Consider the following 21,773-nt stretch of genomic DNA (forward strand, 5'->3'; position numbering starts at 1 on the left):
AGACAGCGGCTATTGCCGGAGGGCGCTGGTGGCACGGTGTTGTCAGGGCCGCTGCACTCGAATTGAGGAGCGGTTCCATAATATAACGTGCAGTCGAACTTCTGGCCCAGAAAACGGCGGCTTGATATGCCAGCGAGGGTGCTCACTCGCCGCCGGGACAGCCGATTGACTGGCCGACCGTGACGAGTCGGTCCGCGGACACGCCCTCACCGCGAACGGTGTATCGGTAGCGCTCACAGCTCCACGAAACTGAGGTTGTCAGTCCGTAGCTGACCTGTGCCGGTTGCCCGTCGATTGTCACCGCTCCGCTGGCGCTGTCCCTGTTAGCGGGCCGGTCGTATTTGCCGACAGTGATGAGACTGGTCCGGTTCATGTAGCGGAGGCCGACGCTGTGGATCCGCCCCCGCGTCTGCGTCGCGTAGGTCAGTTCGTACCCCGGCGGGATGTCGGGCTCCGGAACCTGGATCTCGGTGTCGGCTTCGAGCGCACCGACCGACTCGTAGGTCTGTCTTTCGGGCGTCTCTGGGACAGTGACAGTCGTGTTGTCGGGGAAGTTGGGGGTAAACACGTCCTCGGACACACCGGTGTCGTAGGTGACGCTCGTGTGCGTCGTCGTCACGACTGTTCGCTCACCGTCGGCTGTCCACGCAGTGCGCTTTTTCACCGGGAAGAACTGCTCTGTGTCCACCCAGACCGTCTGCTCGTAGGCCGCTGTGTCGTCTTTCGGTGCCACATGAATGACGTAGGCGTCACGCCCGTCGATTGATTCAGTACCGCGATAACTGACGCTCATCGAGCCAGCAGAGACGGTCGGCCGCTGCTCGCTGCGGGGAACGACGGGCAACGGCTCAACCGACGGTGAGTCGGTCGTCGTGTCGGTTGTCGTCTCCATGTTGAGATTCGCAAACAGACGCTGCAGCCGCTCACCCTGGTCTGAATCGGTTTTGCTGAGAGAGATGCGTGTCGCCTTCGCGCGGCGCTGGTCGTACAGCCACAGCATCGACCCGTTCGACACTCGGCGGTCGTATCGCTCGACGGTGCTGTTGACGACCACCAGCCGTTTCTTCTGGGTCCCCGGCCGGAGCGCGGCGTCGTAGGTCGTCCGGCTCGCAACTGTCCCGTTCCGGGTGATCGTCGTCGTCTGTGTCGCGTTCACACCGTCTATCGACTGGTAGCGTTGTTGTACGTCCGCGTCGATCTGGGGCTGATCAGCGGTTCCGGTACTCGCGAACGCAAGCGACCAGATCGCAACAGCCAGTACACCAACGACGACGACCGTCGCGACGGTGAGGACCAGTCGTTCCGATGTGAGGTGTCGAGTGGCCATATATCAGGTTACCGGGTGTGGGGAACTGCCCGACTGCGTTCGGTCTGTCTGAACGACAATATTATGTAGCACATAACTGGCAGCGCAGGTAAAACCTCCTATCTGATGGTTCCGGAACGCTGACTGCTGTGTCGTCCGGGAAGTCGGGGGCAAACTCGTCATGGGGAACTCCGGTGTCGTACGTGACGTTCGCATACCTCGTCGTCACGACTGTGTGCTTCTCGTCTGCCGTCCAGGCAGTCCGCTGCTTGGCCGGGAAAAACCGCTGTGTGTCGACCCAGACGGTTTGCTCGTATGCTTTTGTCCCGTTTCTCGGCGTCACATGGACGACGTACGCTTCGCGGCCGTCAACCGGCTCTGTGCCCCGGTAGCTGACGGTCATCCCCTCGGTTGAGTTGACCGGCCATCGCTCGCCTCGAGGGACAACGGGGAGTGGTTCAACTGACCGGGGGTCCGCTGTCGACTCGTCGAGTTTTGTGAAGAGGCGCTGTAGCCGCTCACCTCTGTCGGACTCAGTCTCGGAGAGGGGTATTCGTGTTGCCCTTCCACGACTGTCGTTGTACAGCCACAGCGTCGACCCGTCCGAGAGACGCACGTCATTCGCCTGTGACGTACTGTTGACGAGTACGAGCCGTTTCTTCTGGGTCCCCGGTTGGAGCGTCGCGTCGTAGGTTGTTCTGCTCGTAACTGTCCCGTTCTGTGAGACTATCGTCGTCTGGGTCGCGCTGACACCGTCTATCGACTCGTAGCGTTGCTGTACGTCCCTGTCGATCTGGGGTTGGTCGGCGGCGCCGTCACTCGCGAACACGAGCGACCACGTCGCAACAGCCAGCACACCAACGACGACCACTGTCGCAATGGTGGGCACCAGCCGTTCCGATGAGAGATATCGAGTGACCATTTGTGGGGTGCAGGGCAGAGGACCGCCCGACGCTGTGTGCGTAGCCCGAGCGAGAGTGTTACCTATCACATAACCGGCACCTCAAGTAAAACCTCCTGTCTACCGAAGTCAGTAGTCGCCGAGTACGCCGAGTCGTCTGGCCCGACGGGTCGTGTACTGGAACACGACGTACCCCAGCAGGACGTAGCCGACCGGGACGCCGACGAGGAGCCCCAAGTCGATGGCCGAGAACTGCCAGAGTCGGGTCCCGTCGACCATCGCCCGCTGGAGGAGCGCGCTCCCGTGGGCCAGCGGCAGCACCCGCGTCCAGCCGAGTTCGAACACGGGCGCGGAGATGAGGATAATGAACCCGAACTGGAGCAGATTGAGCCAGTTCCCGATGCGCTTGTACAGCACCGCGACGCCGCCGGCAGCGAATCCCAGACCAAGCACCGAGGCGATGGTCAACGACGCGACGACGACGACGGTAAGGACGTTCAACTGGAGCGTCGTCCCGGTAATCGCAAGCATCACCGCCAGCACCACTGTCGAGGTGATGAACGTCCGGACGACTTTCGCGACACCCTTGCAGAACGCGACCGGCGCGAAGCCAAACGGCGTCATGACGTGCCGTTCGAGCGTGCCCCACTGGGCCTCGCTCCCGATGTCGTTCGAGATGGACTGGTACGCGCCGACGGAAAGCGACCACAGGAAGTAGCCGACGATGATGCCCTCGATGGAGTCGGTTATCGCCTGTCCCGCGAGCATCCGGCCGCCGTAGAACAGTAGGCCGAAGAAAAACACCGAGATGACGATACCGCCGACGGCGTTGGCCGGATAGCGGACGAAGATGAGGTACTCGCGGTACAGCACCGCCCGCGCGAGGTCGAGATAGCCCGCCTGCATGGCGGCTCTGACAGCCTGGGCACTGGTCCCATCACTGTCCTCTGTGCGCGTGTCGGCGCTCGCGGTCATCGTCTCGTCTCCGCCACTCTCATCGTTTCTGCCCCGTGATTTCGACGAACACGTCCTCCAGACCCGGTTCGACCGTGCCGACGGTGGCAAGCGTCACATCGTGGTCGCGACACAGCGCAAGCAGGCGGTAGAACCCGTCGCTATCGGTCGCTACCTCGACGCGCCGGCCCCGTTCGACGCTCGTCACGTCGACCACCTCGAAGCGCTCCCGGACGGTCGCAAGCAGGTCGTCGGTGATGTCCGGACTGGTGACGGCGAACGCGTTCGCGGTGAACTGGTCGAGGACGGCCGCCACGCTGTCGTCTGCGATGATCTCTCCCTCGTTCATGATGATGACCCGGTCGCAGACGTCCTCGATGACGTCCATGTCGTGGCTGCTGACGACAGCCGTGAGGTCGCGCTCGTCGACGATGCGGCGCAGTTCCCGACGCAGCGTCAGCGAGCTTTCGACGTCGAGTCCCAGCGTCGGTTCGTCGAGAAACACCAGATCGGACTCGCTGGCCAGCACACTCGCCAGCGACACCTTCTGTTTCATCCCGCGGGAGAGGTCCCGGACCGACTCGTCGGCCTTCTCCAGGAGGTCGAGTTTCTCCAGTAGCCGCTCGTGACGGTCGGCGACGGCATCCGGCTTGACGCCCTTGATGGTCGAGAAATAGCGCAGGTTCTCCCGGACAGTCAGCCGCCAGTAGTCGTTTCGCGCCCCTTCGAGCATCCCGTCGACGTGGCGGTAGGCTGCCCGCGGTTTCTCGCTCATGTCGATACCCTGTATCCGAACACTTCCGGAATCAGGCAACACCAGCCCGAGAATCGATTTTATCGTCGTTGTCTTGCCCGCCCCGTTGGGTCCCAGCAGGCCGACAACGGTGCCTTGCTCGATGCGAAACGACACGTCGTCGACGGCCGTCACCGCGTCTGCACCGCTGCCGAACTGCTTTGACAACCCCTCCACGGCGAGTGCAGGCGTCGCTCCGTCCCGCGGCGCAGCCGACTGCTCGGCGGTCTGCGAGTCCCGCTGGGAAGGGCGCTGGGATGACATTACCCATACTGAGGGCTTCAGAACCAAAAGGTCAGTCACGTCCCGCAGTGGGCCTGCCGCAGATGTCGCTGGCCCGCACTCGGCGACTGGCCTGTCTGCTCAGGCAGGTTCGAGCCCTGTCACCTCGAACCGCGCGCCGCCGGCCTCGCTCTCGGTGGCTGTGACCGTCCACCCGTGAACCTCGGCGATCCGCTGGACGATTTTGAGCCCGAACCCGGTCCCGTTCTCGCCGGTCGAGTAGCCCCCCTCGAACACCTGTTCGCGGTCCTCCGATGGAATGCCCGGCCCGTCGTCGGCGACGTAGAAACCGTGCCGATCCGTGTCTTCGACTGTCCCGACCCGCACAGTTAGGTTCTCCTCGTCGTGTTCCGCGGTGCGGTCGGACGGTGCCTGAGCGCGCGTGGATCCGTGTTCCACGCTGTTCCGGAGGAGGTTCGACACCAGCCGGCGGAGTTTCGCCGTATCAGCCCGGATCTGACGGTCGGCCTCGACGACGAGCGTCGCCCGGTCCCCCTCGACGGTCTGCCAGCACTCCTCGGCGATGTTTGCGAGCGTGACGGATTCGAGGTCGGTCGCCGTTTCGCCGGCGCGTGCGAAGGTGAGGAGGTCGTCTATCAGCGCTCGCATTCGCTCGTGGGCACGCGACACCTCGTCGAGATAGTCGCTGTCGCGTTCTGTTCTGGCCAGTTCCAGATTCCCCTCCGCGACTGTCAGCGGGTTTCGGAGGTCGTGGCTGACGATACTGGTGAACTCGTCGAGGCGCTCGTTCTTTCGCTCCAGTTGCCGTTCGTACGCCCTGCGCTGGGAGATGTCCCGCCCGATACCCACGGTCCCGGCGACCGCTCCATCAGCGTCTGTCAACCGGGTGCCGGCAAACTCGTACGGAATCCGCTCTCCATCGGCAGTCAGAATCTCGGCTTCGAGAGTTACTCGGCCGGTGGTTCGCGTCTCGTCTATCGCTGCTTCGACTGCCCCGTGCTCGTCATCGGGGAAGAAGTCAGCGACAGCCATATCGCCGATTTCGTCGTCGCTGTATCCCGTGACTTCGGGGATGCGCTCGTTCCACCGCCGAAGGCTGCCGTCCGTGCCGATGACGTAGAACAGGTCGTCGAGCGTATCCAGCGCCTGGTCGATGAACTCGCGTTCCTCGCGGAGCTGGCGATCACGGTCGAGACGGTTAAGCGCCGCCGTCGCGTGGACCGAGAGCGTCCGTGCGAGTGTGACGTCCGTGTCGTCGAACGCACTGACCTCGCTCGACCCGATGAGGAGGACGCCGTGGTCCCCGAGCGGAAGGATGAGCTCGCTGCGGATATCCGTCTCCGGGTTGTACCGGTCCGGGCTCGACGTGATATCGTCGTGGACCCGGGCCTCGCCGGTTTCGAAAGCCTGCCACGCGAGCGCTTCTCCGGCTTCGAACACCGGGGGCGTGCCGATGAGTTCCTCGACCTGTTCGGTCCAGGCGACCGGATACAGGCTGTCGCCGTCGGCGAAGTGGACGCCGTTGGCCGGCATATTGAGGATGGTTCTGGCGGTGTCCACTGTGACTTGGGCAACCGCATCCTCAGTCGTGGCTCGCATGAACGCCCTGGCGGTGGAGTGTAACTCCTCGATAGCACGCTCGCGTCGCGTGCTCTGTGCGTGTTCGATGTTGTCGGCTGTCCGTTCGACAGCGTCGACGACGGTGTGTGCGAGCCGTGCGTACGGCTCGGCGCCGCCGTCGACCCGGAGATACTCGGTGACACCGGCGGAAATCGCGTCGCTGGCGGCTGCTTCGCTCCCCTCGCTGGTGAACAGGACGAACGGCAGGTCCGGCGCTCGCTTGCGGACCGCGTCGAGGAACTCGACGCCGGTCTGCTCCGGCAGGTCGTAGCCGGCGACGACACAGTCGAACGCGTCGCTGTCGAGCCGTTCGATGCCGTCGGCAACGCTCGTCGCTGTCTCGACCGTGATGCCACAGTGCTCCTGTTCCAGAGCGCTCGTGGCCGCTTCGACGACAGCCGGGTCGTCGTCGACGTGGAGAACGCGGATCCGGTCGGTCATTGCCTTCTAGCAGTGACAACTCCCCTATACCCTTTCGGGCGTGAGTATCTCCGTTGAAAATCGGGTGGCGTCTGCTACTCGTCGTCCAGTTCAGCCTGCCACTCCTGTACCTTCGCCATCAGCTTGACCGGCGGCGTCTCGTTGACGTCCAGTTCCGTCAGTTCCGACAGGACGGCCTCGGTTTCCGGGTCGAGCGACGCTGCAGCCGCGTCGCCTGCAGGACCCTCGGCTGCGGACTCGCCGGGCGCGTGTTCGGGATTGCCGTCGGCCGCAACCGGCTCAGTCCCCGAATCGGCTGACGTGCCCGCCGACCCGGCCGCGCCGTCCCTGAACTGCCCCGAATCCAGGTCGAAGACGGCCTGTGTCGTTCCGCCGTCGTTCTGCTCGCTGCCGCGAATCTCGATAGCCTTGTCGTCGCGCAGTCGGTCGAGCACCGCCTGTGAGCGGTCGACGACTGGCTCGGGGACGCCGGCGAGGTCGGCGACGTGGACGCCGTAGGAGCGGTCGGTCGGGCCGTCCCGGACCGTTCGGAGGAACGTCACGTCGCCGTCGCTGCCCGCAGACCGGGGCTCGCCGTCGACCGCGACGTGGACGTTTTCGACAGTCGGCAGTTCCTCGCCCAGCGCCGTCAGTTCGTGGTAGTGGGTGGCAAACAGCGTCTTGGACTGAATGGAATTGACGATGTACTCCGTCGCCGCCCAGGCGATAGAGATGCCGTCGAAGGTAGCGGTTCCGCGACCCACCTCGTCCAGAATCACCAGCGACTCGTCGGTGGCCGAGTGGAGAATATTGGATAGCTCCTGCATCTCGACCATGAACGTCGAGCGGCCCTGTGCGAGTTCGTCCAGCGCGCCGACGCGGGTGAAGATGCCGTCCACCAGACCGACTGTCGCCGACCGCGCTGGCACGAAACTGCCCACCTGGGCAAGCAGCGTGATGAGCGCCGCCTGGCGCATGTACGTCGATTTCCCGCTCATGTTCGGCCCGGTGACGATGAGGAACTGTCGGTCGTCGTCCATGTAGAGATCGTTCGGGACGAACTCGGTGGTCTGTTCGACGACCGGATGACGGCCGGCCTCGATGGACAGTTCGTTGCCGTCGACGACCGCCGGCCGGGTCCAGTCGTTCTCGACGGCATGGACCGCCAGTGACGCGAATGCGTCCAGTTCCGCCAGCGTCCGGCCCACGTCCTGCAGTAGCGTCGCGTGCTCAGCCACGCGCGCCCGGAGCCGCTGGAAGTGCTCGTACTCCATGTCGTGGCGGCGCTCCTCCAAGCGCAGCACGTCCCGCTCTTTCTCGTCGAGTTCGGGTGTCGTGTACCGCTTCGAGTTTTTCAGCGTCTTGATGTGCTGGTACTCCTCGGGGACGGCGTCGGTCTCGCTCTTGCCGACCTGGATGTAGTAGCCGTCGGTCTTGTTCCGGTCGACAGAGAGGTGGGTGATGCCGGTCCGCTCCTTCTCGCGGTCCGGCAGCGTCTCCAGCCACTCCAGAGCGGCCTCGTGCTCGTCGATAATCTCGTCGAGGTCGTCGTCGTACCCCCGTTTGAACAGTCCGCCCTGCCGGATCGTTCCCGGCGGGTCAGCGACCAGTGCGCTGTCGAGGTCCGCGGCCAGCGCGTCGGCCGCCTCGCGGTCGGCCCCGTCGAGCGCGTCGGCGAGCGGCGACTCGGCCAGCCGCTCGGTCTCGGTGACGGCGTCGGCGACCTGCCCCAGCAGCGCCAGGGTTTCCTGAACTGCTCGCAGGTCCCGCGCGTCGGCGCTCCCCGACGTGGCCCGCGCCGCCAGCCGTTCGAGGTCGTAGGCGTCCGACAGCGTCTCTCGAATCCGCTCGCGGGCCATCGCCGCCTCCGACAGCGCCGCCACGCAGGACTGCCGGCGCTGGAGTTCGGTCCGGTTTCGCCGGGGCCGCTGGAGCCACTGCTGGAGCAGTCGCCCGCCGGCGGCCGTGACCGTGTGGTCGATAGTGTCGAACAGCGACCCCGAACTGTCGCCCTGCATGGTCTCTGTGAGTTCGAGGTTCCGCTGGGTCGTCGCGTCGAGGTCGACGTGGTCGCGCTCGCCGTAGGCCTGCAGCCGCGTGACGGCCGCCAGCGTGCCGACCCCGGTGTCCTCGACGTAGGACAGCACCGCGCCGGCGGCCTGGACCGCCACGCTCTGCTCGCCGATACCGACGCTATCGACCGTCTCGCTCCCGAACTGCTCGCGGACGGTGTGGCGCGCCCGGCCCGGCTCGAACGACGCCGAGTCGTGCAGCGTCAGCGCCGCGTCCGTCCGCTCGCGCAGGCGGTCCAGAAATTCGTCGTCGTTCCGGAGCTCCGGGCCGGGGAGAATCTCGGCCGGCCCGAACGTGTACAGTTCCGTCAGCGCCTCGCCCGCGTCGGCGTCGTCGAGCTGTGTGACCTGAAACTGGCCCGTGGTCACGTCCGTCGCGGCGATACCGTAGGTGTCACCGCCGTCTCGGCTGGCCTCCCGAACCACCGCGGCGAGGTACTGCGCCGACTCGTCGCCGGTCTCCAGATGCGTTCCGGGCGTCACGACCCGCGTTATTTCGCGAGCGTGGCCGTTCTCGGTCTCGTGCTGGTCGGCGATAGCGACCCGGTAGCCCCGCTCGACCAGCGCGGAGACGTACGGCGTCAGGTCGTCGACTGGAACCCCCGCCATCGGGTACGACGAGCCATGCGAGGATTTCTGGCTCACCTTCAGGTCGAGTTCGTCGGCGACAATCTCGGCGTCCTCGTCGAAAAACTCGTAGAAGTCGCCACACTGCATCGCCAGCAGGTCCGCGTCGGTCCCCTCCTTGAGCGTGAGGAATTCCCCGACGATTCCCGTCGCCTCTGTCATACACGTCCGTGTGGCCGTCCGCGGCGTAAGGATTGCGGGTCGGGAGAGCGTCTTTGCGGCCGCCCGGCGTGGCCAGTGAAGGGGCCACAGGCCGTAGGGCCGAGCATGAACGCCAGCGAGACTATCGCAGCCTACTACGCGGCGCTCCGTGCCGGCGAGCCGCTCGGCCCCTTTTTCCCCGATGACGCAGACCGCTCGGTGGTCAAGTTCGGAATCTCCGAACAATTGGTCGGGACCGACGCCATCAGGGCAGGCCTGCAGGAGCAGACCGAGACGACGGCCGACTGGACTGTCGAGAGCCATGCGCTCCGGGTGACAGAACGCGAGGGCTACGCGTGGTTCAGCGACGACGTGACTCTGTGCTGGACTGACACCGAGGATGGAGTCCGCCACGCGTACGACACCCGCTGGAGCGGGACGCTGGTGGCCACAGACGGGGCCCGCCCGTGGCAGTTCGTGGGGATGCACGTCAGCACTGCCGACGAGCTGGGGGAGTAGTGAGTTACTACGCGTCGGCGAGCGTGGCGAAGACGAACTCGCTATCGCTCCCGAGGGGGTCCGTCGCGGTGACCGTCTCCGTCTCGGTGAAGCCGGCGTCGGCCAACTGGTCGAGCGTCGCCCGCCGACCCGGTGCCGAGAAGAACATCGACCCGCCCATCCAGCCGCGCCGGACGGTCTCGAACTGGCCGCTCGGCAGTGTCATCAACACAGTGCCGCCCGGCCGGAGGACGCGGGCGAACTCCCGGTAGACTTCCGGGTGCTGGTCTCGCTGGACGTGAAAGACGGCGTGGTAGGCCGTGACGGCGTCCACGCTGTCGGTCGCAACCGGAAGCGCCGTCATATCCCCCTGAACGAGACGGCTGTCCGGCACCGTCTCGGCGGCGAGGTCCAGGCCCACACGCGAGAAATCGAGCCCAACGCTGTTCGACGGAAGATTCGCAAGCGTTCGCGCGCCGTCGCCACAGCCCACGTCGAGGACTGTCGGCGTTTCGGGGAGCCGTTCAAGCAGGTCGTCGAGCAGGGCTGCGTCCGACCCGCTCGGGTCGCGCCGTTCGGCGTAGGTCTCAGAGACGCTGTCCCACGCGTGGCGCACCTCGTTGCGGTCCATGTCTACACTATGTGTGCAAGCCGGATAGGCGTTCAGCTACCTCTCCACAGTCACCTCCCTATTTCGACTCCAACGCGATATTCCGATGGTGTTCACTGATTCATTGACCAACTGGTATGCAATCTAGGTGAACTTTTATTACTTATCCGCGGGAGGAACGACTCGATGTTTGAAGAAGAATCACAGCCCAAATCTAACCCGAGCCGAAGACAGTTCCTCGGTGGGGTCGGTTCGCTGCTGGCCGCGTCGGCGTTCTCGGTCTCCGTCTCCGACGACGCTGCCGCACAGGTGACAGACGGCGACGACTCGGCCACACAGACTATCTCGTCACCTAACGGGGCAGTAACACTCACTGTCGATGTCAGCGACGGTGTGGCAACATACGAGGTCGCACACGACGGGACGACGCTCATTGGGGAGTCCGAACTGGGCTTCGAGTTCCGGAATCAGGACCCGTTCCGTTCGGGTCTGGCCGTCACCGGGAGCGAGCGAACCGAGGTCGATACGTCCTGGACGCCAGTCTGGGACCGTTACGACGAAATCACCGAGCGGTACACGGAACTCCGGCTGGGGGTCGCGGAGTCGACCGGGGCGGAGCGGTTCGGGACGCTCGTCTTCCGGGTGTTCGACGACGGCGTCGGCTTCCGATTCATCTTCGGGGAGCCCTTCGGCGACCAGTTCGTCGTCACATCCGAGCGGACCGAGTACAATTTCGCCGGGGACTACACCTCGTGGTGGATTCCCAACGACTACAACAACTTCGAGGTGGAGTACGAGGAGACGCCGCTGAGCGAGGTGGCCGGCGAACTCGACGGCACTGGCTTCGACGGCGTCCACACGCCGATGACGATGCGAACCGACGACGGCCGTCACCTCGCCGTCCACGAGGCCGACCTCACGGACTACGCCTCGCTCGCGCTCACGCCATCGGACGCCGGCGACACGACCTTCGAGTCGACGCTCGCACCGCTACCCGACGGGACCAAGGTGTCGGCGTCGGCCCCGCACGTCACCCCATGGCGAACAGTTCAGGTGGGGACCAGCGCCGGCGACCTCGTCGAGTCGAATCTGGTGGTGAACCTCAACGAAGACTACGACGAGGAGGTGTTCACGCAGGGCATCGACTGGATAGAGCCCCAGAAGTTCATCGGCGTCTGGTGGCTGATGATAACCGGCCGCGCCGACTGGGAGTACACCGGGGAGACCTCCGGCAACCACGGCGCACAGACCGGCCGCGCCACGCAGTACATGGACTTCGCCAGCGAGCACGACATCCCCGGCGTCCTCGTCGAGGGCTGGAACGAGGGCTGGTCGAGCTATCCGGGCGATGGCAGCAGTTTCGATTTCTCCACACCGTATCCGGACTTCGATCTGGCGGAAGTGACCGACTACGGCGCGAGCCTCGACCCGCCGACCCAGATGACGATGCACAACGAGACGGCCGGGGACTTCCGGAACTACGAATCACAGCTCGACGAGGCATTTTCGTTGTACGATGACCTCGGAATCCGGACCATCAAGAACGGCTACGTCTCCGACAGCGGTGACCTTGCGGGCGAGCGTTACAGCCACCACAACCAGATACTGGTCAACCACCACACGCTGGTCGCCGAGACGGCGGCGGCCAATCGACAGATGCTCGATATACACGAGCCGATTCACCCGACCGGCCGCCGGCGGACCTACCCGAACCTGATGACCCGCGAGGGGGTCAAAGGTCAGGAGTACGACTCCTTCGGCGACGTGAGCCCCGAACACCACGTCACGTTCCCCTTTACGCGGATGCTGGGCGGGCCGGTCGAGTACACGCCGGGCATCTTCGACATGGACTCGGGGTCGGGCGGCATCGAGACCACGCGCGCCAAGCAACTGGCGATGTACCCGACATACTTCAGCGGCCTCCAGATGGCCGCCGACCTGCCCAGTTCCTACCTGGCCGACCAGCCGTCGACGGCCGCCGTCGGCGAAGTCGCCCAGGCCGAGTGGGGCGACATCGAGGGCTTCTCGACGGCCGCCCGCTGGGCCAACGCTCAGGGCGAGCAGTACGTCGCCATCGACCCCAACAGCGCCGCGCCCGGTGCGACCGTCTCCTGGACCGTCGAGGACGCGGGCGAGGGCGAGTACGACGTTCACTTCCGGTACGCCAGCGACGCCGAGGAGAACGCCATCGGCGCGGACACCGACCGGACTGCGTCGGTGCTTGTCAACGGCTCCGCGGCCGGCCAGGTCACGTTCCCGCCCACGGAGTACTGGGACGTCTGGGAGAGCGTCTCGACGACCGTCTCGCTGTCCGGCGACGAGGACGAAATCGCCCTCTCGCTGACCGCCGAGGACACCGGGGGCCTCAATCTCGACGCCGTCGCCGTCACCGACACCGGCGCGCCGATGCCCGACCCCGAGACAGCTCCCATCCGCGGCGAGACCGTCGAGGCGTTCCAGTTTATCGAGGACGTGCCCGCCGCGGGCTGGGACGACACGCGCGTCATCGACGCCGAGATCGGCGATTACATGGTCACGGCACGGCAGAAAGGCGAGGAATGGTATCTCGGCGCGATGACTGACGGGGGCGGCCGCGCCATCGACGTACCCCTGTCGTTCCTCTCGCCCGCTTCGGATAGCAACGGACAGGGGCCGGGGAACGACAACGGCGAGAAGAACGGGACGAACGAAGCCAGCGGCAACGGTACCGGCCCTAACGGCCCGAAGTACGTCGCCGAAATCTATTCCGACGGCATCGACGCGGCCTACGACGAGAACCTGACCGACGTTCGCGTCGACGAGGCCGTCGTCACACCGGGGACGACCCTGCTCGCGTCGATGGTCGGCAGCGGCGGGACGGCTGTCCGCTTCCGGCGCGCAACAGGTCAGGATATCAACGACCTGCCGGCGTACGAGCGGCCAGCACAGGACTTCGACGTCACCATCGGCGACGAGGTGTTCATCCAAGAACCGTTCATCCGGGCCACTGGGCGCAACGACGGGGCGTTCATCGGCGGGACCACGGTGACGCTCCGCGTCGACGGCGAGACTGTCAGGACAGCGAACGTCCGCTTCCCGCCCAACACAAGCGACGCCACCTACGAGTTCGGCTACAGCATCGACGCGGCCGGCGACTACGACGTGTCAGTCGCGCTCCCGGACGGCACGACGCTCGCCAGCGGAACGGTGACGGTCAAGCCGCCGGCGACGGTGGCCGAACTCGCCGACCCGTCCGGCGACGACACCGGCCCAGGTGCGTACACGTATCCGACCAGCGGTGACTTCGAGGACGGCGCGTTCGACCTGGAGTCGCTGACGGTCGAACAGACACCGAGCCTCCATCGCTTCACCTTCAAGGTGGCGACTCTCTACAACGCTTTCGGCAGTAGCCGCGGCTTCTCGCCGCAGTGGTTCGTCCTCTGGCTGCGCGACCCGAGCGCTGACAGCGGGTCGACGACCAGCCTCGACGACCTCGGCGCGACCGTCGACTTCGAGGCCCCGTGGCAGTACCGCATCGAAATCAGCGGCTTCTCAAAGAGCGCGGTCGACGCCAGCGGTGCGACGCTGACCGACGCCGACGGGGACGCGGTCTCCCTCGGCGAGACCGTCGACGTGGACGCGGGGACAGTCACGCTCAGCCTCGACCGCGAGGCCGTCGGCGGCGCGGACGCGGCGGACCTCGAAGTCGTCGCGATGGTGCAGTCGGAGGACCGCGGGTCGCTCCGGCCAGTCGCCGAAGAAGCCGGGGGCTACGTCTTCGGCGGTGCCAAGCCCGGTGCAGTCGAGAACGCACCGCGAATTATGGACCTGACGACACCGGAGAGCGTCAGTCAGGCCGACGCGCTGGCCTACAGTGCCGACTCGCGGGCGACGCTGCCGTTCGTCCCGCTCGATTAATCCTCGGCGAGCGCGTCAATCGCCGCGTCGAGCGTGAACTGCCCCTCGTAGAGCGCGCTCCCGACGACGACGGCGGCGGCCCCGGCCGACCGAAGCGCGAGCACGTCGTCGATGGTTGCCACGCCGCCGCTGGCGACGACGGGGATGTCGACGCTGTCGACCAGTCGGCGAACCGGGTCGGTCCGAACCCCCTCGAGCTGCCCCTCGACATCCACGTCGGTGAAGAGGATGCCGCCGGCCCCGAGGTCGGCGTACCGCTCGGCGGCGTCGGCGGGGTCCAGACCAGTGCCTTCGGTCCATCCGGAGACGACCACCTCGCCGTCCTTCGCGTCGAGGCTCACGAGCACACTACCGGGGTGTTCGTCGCTGATTTCGCGGACGATCTCCGGCGTTTCGACGGCCGCCGTGCCGAGGATGACGCGGTCAAGCCCGCGGTCGAGCAGCGAGACAGCGTCCTCGGCGGTTCGGATGCCGCCGCCGAGTTGCACGTCCACGTCGGCTCCCACCGCGTCGAGGACGGCGTCGATGGCCGCCGCGTTCCGTCGCTCGCCCTCGAACGCGCCGTCGAGGTCGACGAGATGGAGCGTCCGCGCGCCGGCGTCGACCCACCGCTGTGCGGCCTCGACCGGATCGCCGTAGGTTTTTTCGGTGCCGCGTTCGCCGCCGACCAGCTGGACCACCTGTCCGTCCTGCATGTCGACCGCGGGGACGACCTCGAATTCGGGGTACATGGCCGGTGGTCCGGCGGCGGCCGTCGAAAGCGTGTCGGTCCACCGTGTACGGACGGCTGTCTGCACAAATCCACCCCCATCCTTTTACGCCGTGATGGGAAAGGTCCGACATGGTTACTGCTACACTCGTCCTCACACCGCTCGCCCGTCGGCTCGAAGCGATCATGTTCGGGCCGTACGAACGCGAGTACCAGCTCTTCGAACAGGCCGTGATGGTCGTCGCCGTCGGCCTGGCGCTGGCCTGGGGGCTGGCCGCGTTCGGTGTTCTCCCGCTCGGTGCCGGCACGGTGTCGGTGCTTGCGACCGCCGCCAGTGTCGCCATCTCGGCGTTCGTCGTCGTCGGCTTGCTACAGTTCCTCGTCCTCGCGAACGTCCTCGAACGGACGAACGAGGACGTCGCCACGAAGGCCGCTGAACTCGAAGAGGCCGCCGAGCAACTGGAAACGACAGCCGAGGAACTGGAGACGACCGCCGACGAGGTCGAAAACGCGGCCGAGACTGTCGACGAGGCCGCCGAAGATGTCGAACAGACCGCGGACGAAGTCGAGCAGACGGCCGGCGAGGTCGAGCAGACAGCGGACGAAGTGGAGGAGACCGTCGACGAGGTCGAGGAGACCGCGGACGAAGTCGAGCGGACGGCCGACGAAGTCGAACAGACTGCGACCGAGACCGGCGACGAGGACGCCGCCGAGAAGGTGACCGAGGTCAAGGACAAGACGACCCAAGTCAAGGACAAGACGACCGAAGTGAAAGACAAGACGACCCAAGTCAAGGACAAGGCGACGGAAGCGAAAGACAGGACGACCGAAGTGAAAGACAAGACCACGGAGGTCAAAGACAAGACCAGCGATGCGAAGCAGACCGCCGAATCGGTCACCGACGAGGTCGAAGCGGCCAAGGAAACGGCGAACGAAGTCGAGGAGACCGCGGCGGAGGTCGAGGAGACGATGCCGGCCGACGACGAGCACCTCGCTGACGAGGGTGGCAAGTCTGACACCGACGACGGTGGCTCGGACGAGCGGTCGTCGTAGCGGCGGTCGCCGTCGCTTGGCACATTACCCGTTCGGTACGTTTTAACCCAGTGAGGGACTGGCACCTGTATGGTCGAAGTTCTCTTTGCCCTCGGTGTTCTGGTGGCTATCTTCGTCGGGTTCAATATCGGGGGCTCTTCGACGGGTGTCGCGTTCGGGCCTGCAGTCGGGTCAGATACGCTTTCGAAACTGTCCGCGGCGGCCCTGATGACCATCTTCGCGCTGGCTGGGGGACTCATCGTCGGCCCGGAAGTCGTCGAAAGCCTCGGGAGTGACCTCGTCGAGACCGCCTTCTCCCCGCTCATCAGCATCGTCGTGCTGTTTTTCATCGGTGTCGCGCTGTTTCTCTCGAACGTGGTCGGCGTCCCGGCGTCGACCTCGATGACGGCTGTCGGCGCTATCGCCGGTCTCGGCCTCGCTCGCGGGACGCTAAACGCCGCCCTGATGCTCGAAATCGTCTCGTGGTGGCTCGTCTCCCCGATCATCGCCTTCTGGGTCAGCGGGGTCATCGGCCGGTACTTCTACCCGCGCCTCGTCGAGTGGTTCGCTGTCTCCCAGAGCGAGGGGTCGCTACTGGATTTCGACCGGTCCGGTTCGATTCCACGGCCGTCACTTGGGGAGAACACGACACCGCGTGAGTTCGTCGGGACCGTCGTCGTCATCGGTATCGGCTGTTACATGGCCTTCTCGGCGGGCGCGTCGAACGTCGCCAACGCCGTCGCCCCCCTCGTGGGGAACGGCTCGCTAGATATGTACCCGGCTATCCTGCTCGGCGGTGGCGCTATCGGCCTCGGTGCCTTTACCATCGCCCGTCGAACGATGGACACGGTCGGCAACGACCTGACCGACCTCCCGCTGGTCGCCGCCATCGTGGTTGCGGCAGTTGCCTCCACCATCGTCACCTTCCTCTCCGCGCTGGGTATTCCGGCGAGTTTCGTCATCATCGCCACGATGAGCATCGTCGGGCTCGGCTGGGGCCGTGCAACGCGAACGACGAGCCTCTCCGACACTGTGCAGGGCGAGACGCCCGTCGCGTCTGTCGGTGCGCTGACCACCGACGCGGAAGCCGCGGATGCGCCGACTGTCGGCGGGAAAAAGGGGACGCCGAAGCCGGCCGAGACCGAACCCATCGGCGAGGAATCGCGGGAGGACATCCCGTCGGCGTCGGACCTGTTCGAACCCGGGACCACCGCCAGAGTGATTTTCCTTCAGAACATCGTCCCCTCGATCGCGACGCTCGCGGCGTATCTGGTATTCAAGTTTTTGCCGATTGCCTGAGCGGTGATCGGTCCCGAACAGCTGTCGTCGGTTTCCGACGAATCCCCGCGTTGTCCCTCATTATTTTGCACGGCCTAAAACCGAAGGGCAAAGTCTAACAGGGCGGGGTTCGAACCAATCAGGTGATGCCCACGGTAGAGTACCTTAACTACGAAGTAGTGGACGATAACGGCTGGGACATGTACGACGACGACGTCTTCGCAGAGGCGTCAGATATGGACCTCGACGGTGAGGACTACGGGTCCCTCGAGGTGAACGAAGGCGAGTACATCCTGGAAGCCGCCGAGGCGCAGGGCTACGACTGGCCCTTCTCGTGTCGCGCCGGTGCCTGTGCGAACTGTGCCGCCATCGTTCTCGAAGGCGACATCGACATGGACATGCAGCAGATCCTCAGCGACGAGGAAGTCGAAGACAAAAACGTTCGCCTGACCTGTATCGGCAGCCCGGACGCCGACGAGGTCAAGATCGTCTACAACGCCAAGCACCTCGACTACCTGCAGAACCGCGTCATCTAACGCGGCTCCTGCAGCGCACTACACTTTCTTCTTCCAGCAGCGACTGCCTTCGACAGCCGTCGTATCGGAACCATTAGGGGTACCCCTGTATTGCGTACAGCCGTGCTTGGGTCGATACCGGACCTGCTTCGGCTGGTCGCCGTCCCGGTGTTCGGGTGGGCGGCCTACCGCGACGTGAAAACCCGCCGGGTGCCCAACCGGACCTGGACCCCGCTTGCCGTGCTGGCGGTCGTGCTCCTGCTGTGGGACGCCTACACCGTCTGGGCCGGCCCGACAGCGGTCGGCCAGCGGCTGTTCTTCATCAGAGTCGCGATCAGTCTCGGCTTCGTCGTTCCGCTGTCGTACGGTTTCTGGCTCATCGGCGGGTTCGGCGGGGCCGACGCGAAGGCGTTCATGCTCGTCGCCGTCCTCTTTCCCGTCTATCCGGTGTACTACCTGCCAATGCCAAGCGTCGCGCTCCCGCTCCAGCAGAGCGCTATCGGCGTGTTCTCGCTGACGATCCTCTCGAACACTGTGCTTGCTGGCATCGTCTACCCGCTTGCCGTCGCTGCCGGGAACCTCGCCCGTGGTCGTTTTTCGCTGGCGATGTTCATCGGGCGGCCCGTCGCCGCCGCCAACGTCACCGAGGAGTACGGCCGCCTGCTCGAATCCCCCGACGGCTTCGACCGCGGCGGCCTCGACCTCGACGCCCTCCGGATGTACCTCCAGTGGCGCGGCTGCTCGCTTGCTGACATCCGTGCCGATCCCGAGCAGCATCGGCTGCCGACCTCCATCCCGGCGGTCCCGAACGACCCCGGCGACGGCTCGCTGGCGACCGACGGCGGCGACCCGGTGGCCGACGACGTGGACGAGCCGGCAAACCGTGACGCCGGGGCCGATGAGACCGACCGTCCCGACCACATCGACGATCCGTGGGGTGCAGAGCAGTTCTTAGACGACATCGACCACTCCGCCTACGGCACGTCGCCGGCCCAGCTCCGTGACGGACTGGACGTGCTCGCCGAACAGGACGAGGTGTGGATTTCGCCCGGGATTCCGTTCCTCGTCCCGATGTTCGCCGGGCTTGTCGTCTCGCTCACCTACGGCGACGTGCTGTTCTCGCTGTTGCAGGCTGTTGGGCTCGCGTGACCCCCGGTAGCAGAAGACCTATTTTTCGGACACGCCTCCGCCCGAGTATGACCGAGGTCGACCTCGCGTTCGACGAGCAGGAGTACATCCCCGCTGTCGCACAGGACGCCGACACCGGCGAGGTACTCATGCTCGCCTACGTCACCGAGGAAGCGCTGCGGAAGACCCGAGAGACGGGGGAGGCCCACTACTACTCGCGGAGCCGCGACGAACTCTGGCACAAGGGGGCCACGAGCGGCCACACCCAGACCGTCGAGGAGGTGCGGGTCGACTGCGACGGGGACGCGCTGCTGTACGTCGTCGACCAGACCGGCGGGGCGTGCCACACCGGCTACGAGTCCTGTTTCCACCGGACTGTCGACGGCGAGACGGTCGGTGAGCAAGTGTTTGACCCGGACGACGTCTACTGATGGCGCGATCCGATACTGAGATCGAAAGCAGTGCAGGAACCCCCGACGCCGTCGAGAACCTCGAACAGGCCGCCGATGCGCACGACCGAGCGCAGACGCGTGTCGGGGAGGTCGGTGCCGACGCGCTGCGTGACTGCCGTGACATCTACAGCGAGCTGTGGAACCTGCTAGACAGCTACGACGGCCGGGCGACCGGCGGCGGCGACTTCGAGGCGTTCATGGAGTTTCAGGGCCGGGTCGGGACGCTGACCGACGATCTCCCCGAGGATCTGCCCGAGCGCGATACCTTCGAAGAAATCGACGATTTCCTCCAGCAGCGGCGACTCACCGAGGGCGATTTCGAGCAGGCCCGCGAGATGCTGTCGCCCATCGGCGACCTCGTCGGGCGACTCGACGAACTCGACGACGCACGCGAGCAGTACAAGAAAGCCCGGACCGAGGCGAACCGTCGACGCGACGAACTGAGCGACCGCATCGACGACCTGGAACGCCTCCAGCGTCTCGGCGACGCCGATCTCGATGCCCCGGTCGAGCATCTCCGTGACCCCATCGAGCGCTACAACGACGCCGTCTCCGAGGCGTTCACCGAGTTTCGCCGCAATACGCCGGCTAAGGACGCGCTGGCAGTTATCGATCGGTCGGACGCGTACCCGCTGGTCGAGTTCCGGTCCCCACCTGCGGAACTGCTGACCTACGTCCGCGAGCACGACGCCGGCCGGGAGCCGATTCCGAAACTACTGGAGTACGCCGACTACTCCGCCTCGAAGCTGGACCACTACGTCGACGACGCCGCGGCGCTACGGAGCGCCGTCGCCACCCGGCAGACGTATCTCCGGCGACTCGACGCCGAGCCGGTGCGGATCGACTGGCCGCCGCCGTCGGCCGACGCTCTGCCGTGGTTCTGCCGTGAGTACCGCTCGGTCGTCGCCCGGTTCGCCGACGAGTCAGTCGTCGCGGCGCTACGGGAGGTGCGTGGACTCGCGGAGCGGGATGACTACGAGCGGCTTCGCGAGAGCGCTGTCGCTCGGGCAGACCTCACAGAATCCGAGCGTGAACGGCTGGCAAGCGGTGCTGTCGAGCAGGAACTATCGACCGCCCGCGAGGCCAGGGCAGCTATCGACGACGCGCTGGAGATTTATCGGCCGCTGTAAGTGTCAGCCTGCTGGGTTGCTCGCCTCACCATCGTTTCGGCCAGCTCTTCGGCGCGGTCGAGCGTGCGCGCTTCGGCGTAGACCCGGACGACGGGCTCCGTGCCGGACGGTCGGGCGAGCACCCAACCGTCGCCGTAGTCGAGGCGATAGCCGTCCGTCGTGTCGAGGTCGGCCGTCGCGTCGTTCGCGTGGGCCTCGATGCCTTCGAGCATCGCTTCGCGCTCGTCTTCGGTCTCGTATTCGAGGTTTCGCCGGACGTTGTAGTAGTCGTCGTAGTCCGCGGCCACCTCGCTCGCGGGCCGCTCGGCGACGAGTTCGAGGAACTTCGCGGCGGTGAACGCCCCGTCTCTGGCGATGCGGTAGTCGGGGAAGAGGATGCCGCCGTTGCCTTCGCCGGCAATCGCGACGTGGGTCCCCTCGTCCTGCAGTTTGCGGATGCGGCTGACGATGTACGTCGAGCCGATGGGGGTGAGCGAGAGGGTCGCGCCGGCGTCCTCGACGACGTCGACCAGCCGCTGGGAGGCGTTGACCGCCGAGACGACGCCGTCGCCCGACTCGATTTTCGCCGCCGCGAGCGCGGCCAGTGCGGCGTCACCTTCGATATGGGTTCCGGTCTCGTCGACGAACATCCCGCGGTCGGCGTCGCCGTCGTGGGCGAATCCGAGGTCGGCGTCGGTCGCGCGGACGAACGCCCGGAGGTCTCCGAGGTTCTCGGCGACGGGTTCGGGGTCGCGGCCGGGGAAGTGGCCGTCGGGCTGGGTGTTGACGGTGTGGACCTCACAGCCGAGTTCGCGGAACAGGTCGGGGCTCGTCAGCGAGCCAGCGCCGTGGCCGGGGTCGACGACGACAGTGAGGTCGGCGTCGGCGATGCGGTCGCGGTCGACGGCAGACAGCACCTGCTCGCGGTAGCGGCGGCGAGCGCTGGCGATGGCGGTGTCGGACCCGACTGTCTCCCAGTCCGCGTAGGTCGGGGTGTCGTCCCGGAGGGACTGCTCGACGTGGTCGAGCGTGTCCCGCGTCAGTTCGACGCCGTCCGCGCCGATGAGCTTCACGCCGTTGTACGCGGCCGGATTGTGACTCGCGGTAATCATCACGCCCGGGACCGACTCACGCTCGCAGTAGGCCTGCAACCCCGGTGTCGGCACGACGCCGAGGCGGTCGACGTCGAACCCGACGGCCGTCAGCCCGCTTGTCGCGGCGTTGATAAACGTCCGCCCGGTCGTCCGCGTATCCCGGGCGATCGCGACGCGGTCGTGGTCGTCACGCCAGACGTCCCCGGCGGCCTGTGCAACCCGAAGGACGTACCGCGGTGTCAGCTCATCGCCCGCGACACCTCGGACGCCACTCGACCCGAACACTTGCATTCGAGCGAGTGTCTGATGCGGAGGGGCTTAGGAATGTCGCTGTCCGAATTCAACAGTCATTAGCCCCGTGACCGTGCAGTGAG

General features: G+C 65.8%; 17 protein-coding genes. 8 read left to right on the forward strand and 9 right to left on the reverse strand.

Going from position 1 to position 21,773, the window contains the following annotated elements; all coding sequences use genetic code 11:
• Positions 1-142 precede the first annotated feature (142 nt).
• The 6 genes from Har1131_RS03000 to mutS all read right to left on the reverse strand — a co-directional run bounded on the left by Har1131_RS03000 (position 143) and on the right by mutS (position 9,098).
• Complete coding sequence (locus tag Har1131_RS03000) at positions 143-1,327, reverse strand: sigma-E factor regulatory protein RseB domain-containing protein (RefSeq protein WP_014041583.1); 1,185 nt, start codon at positions 1,325-1,327, stop codon at positions 143-145.
• Between the two features lie 61 nt (positions 1,328-1,388).
• A complete protein-coding gene (locus tag Har1131_RS03005) occupies positions 1,389-2,195 on the reverse strand; it encodes an outer membrane lipoprotein carrier protein LolA (RefSeq protein ID WP_225306729.1) in 807 nt (268 codons plus the stop codon).
• A 141-nt stretch (positions 2,196-2,336) separates the two neighbouring features.
• Positions 2,337-3,182, reverse strand: coding sequence for an ABC transporter permease (locus Har1131_RS03010; RefSeq protein WP_014041581.1), 846 nt, complete (start codon positions 3,180-3,182; stop codon positions 2,337-2,339).
• Between the two features lie 19 nt (positions 3,183-3,201).
• A complete protein-coding gene (locus Har1131_RS03015) occupies positions 3,202-4,218 on the reverse strand; it encodes an ABC transporter ATP-binding protein (protein ID WP_050037208.1) in 1,017 nt (338 codons plus the stop codon).
• A 99-nt stretch (positions 4,219-4,317) separates the two neighbouring features.
• A complete protein-coding gene (locus Har1131_RS03020; RefSeq protein WP_151145007.1) occupies positions 4,318-6,258 on the reverse strand; it encodes an ATP-binding protein in 1,941 nt (646 codons plus the stop codon).
• A 74-nt stretch (positions 6,259-6,332) separates the two neighbouring features.
• Positions 6,333-9,098: a DNA mismatch repair protein MutS gene (gene mutS / locus Har1131_RS03025; RefSeq protein WP_151145010.1), complete on the reverse strand. Its 2,766-nt coding sequence runs from the start codon at positions 9,096-9,098 to the stop codon at positions 6,333-6,335.
• Positions 9,099-9,203: 105 nt separating this feature from the next.
• Here mutS and Har1131_RS03030 point away from each other — a divergent pair, with 105 nt between their 5' ends.
• Complete coding sequence (locus Har1131_RS03030) at positions 9,204-9,596, forward strand: nuclear transport factor 2 family protein (RefSeq protein WP_151145013.1); 393 nt, start codon at positions 9,204-9,206, stop codon at positions 9,594-9,596.
• A 7-nt stretch (positions 9,597-9,603) separates the two neighbouring features.
• Here the strand turns inward: Har1131_RS03030 and Har1131_RS03035 are convergent, their stop codons facing one another.
• Positions 9,604-10,206 carry a class I SAM-dependent methyltransferase gene (locus tag Har1131_RS03035; protein ID WP_151145016.1) on the reverse strand — a complete coding sequence of 201 codons (603 nt, stop codon included), beginning with the start codon at positions 10,204-10,206 and terminating at the stop codon, positions 9,604-9,606.
• 165 nt (positions 10,207-10,371) lie between these two features.
• Here Har1131_RS03035 and Har1131_RS03040 point away from each other — a divergent pair, with 165 nt between their 5' ends.
• Positions 10,372-14,082 carry a glycoside hydrolase family 97 catalytic domain-containing protein gene (locus Har1131_RS03040; RefSeq protein WP_151145019.1) on the forward strand — a complete coding sequence of 1,237 codons (3,711 nt, stop codon included), beginning with the start codon at positions 10,372-10,374 and terminating at the stop codon, positions 14,080-14,082.
• Here Har1131_RS03040 and hisA read toward each other — a convergent pair.
• On the reverse strand, positions 14,079-14,813 hold the full coding sequence (gene hisA / locus Har1131_RS03045) for a 1-(5-phosphoribosyl)-5-[(5-phosphoribosylamino)methylideneamino]imidazole-4-carboxamide isomerase (RefSeq protein WP_014041574.1): 735 nt from the start codon (positions 14,811-14,813) through the stop codon (positions 14,079-14,081). The two genes, Har1131_RS03040 and hisA, sit on opposite strands and share 4 nt — an antisense overlap.
• Before the next feature lie 110 nt (positions 14,814-14,923).
• Between hisA and Har1131_RS03050 the strand changes: the two genes are divergently transcribed.
• The 6 genes from Har1131_RS03050 to Har1131_RS03075 all read left to right on the forward strand — a co-directional run bounded on the left by Har1131_RS03050 (position 14,924) and on the right by Har1131_RS03075 (position 20,326).
• On the forward strand, positions 14,924-15,844 hold the full coding sequence (locus tag Har1131_RS03050; RefSeq protein ID WP_050037204.1) for a hypothetical protein: 921 nt from the start codon (positions 14,924-14,926) through the stop codon (positions 15,842-15,844).
• A gap of 69 nt (positions 15,845-15,913) precedes the next feature.
• Entirely contained in the window at positions 15,914-17,122 is a 1,209-nt protein-coding gene (locus tag Har1131_RS03055; RefSeq protein WP_014041572.1) for an inorganic phosphate transporter, read from the forward strand.
• 125 nt (positions 17,123-17,247) lie between these two features.
• Positions 17,248-17,637, forward strand: a complete 390-nt coding sequence (gene fer1, locus Har1131_RS03060; RefSeq protein WP_004590522.1) for a ferredoxin Fer1 — start codon at positions 17,248-17,250, stop codon at positions 17,635-17,637.
• Positions 17,638-17,739: 102 nt separating this feature from the next.
• The gene (locus tag Har1131_RS03065) at positions 17,740-18,765 is read left to right on the forward strand and encodes an A24 family peptidase (protein WP_050037203.1); all 1,026 of its coding nucleotides are present in this window, start codon (positions 17,740-17,742) and stop codon (positions 18,763-18,765) included.
• A gap of 47 nt (positions 18,766-18,812) precedes the next feature.
• Positions 18,813-19,175: a phosphoribosyl-AMP cyclohydrolase gene (hisI, locus tag Har1131_RS03070; RefSeq protein WP_050037202.1), complete on the forward strand. Its 363-nt coding sequence runs from the start codon at positions 18,813-18,815 to the stop codon at positions 19,173-19,175.
• Positions 19,175-20,326, forward strand: coding sequence for a hypothetical protein (locus Har1131_RS03075; RefSeq protein ID WP_151145034.1), 1,152 nt, complete (start codon positions 19,175-19,177; stop codon positions 20,324-20,326). Before hisI ends, Har1131_RS03075 begins: the two co-directional genes overlap by 1 nt.
• Here Har1131_RS03075 and glmM read toward each other — a convergent pair.
• Positions 20,311-21,690, reverse strand: a complete 1,380-nt coding sequence (gene glmM, locus Har1131_RS03080; RefSeq protein ID WP_023843451.1) for a phosphoglucosamine mutase — start codon at positions 21,688-21,690, stop codon at positions 20,311-20,313. The genes Har1131_RS03075 and glmM overlap by 16 nt on opposite strands.
• Positions 21,691-21,773 lie beyond the last annotated feature (83 nt).

It is taken from the genome of Haloarcula sp. CBA1131, assembly GCF_008728975.1.
In the GTDB taxonomy this organism is placed as follows: domain Archaea; phylum Halobacteriota; class Halobacteria; order Halobacteriales; family Haloarculaceae; genus Haloarcula; species Haloarcula hispanica.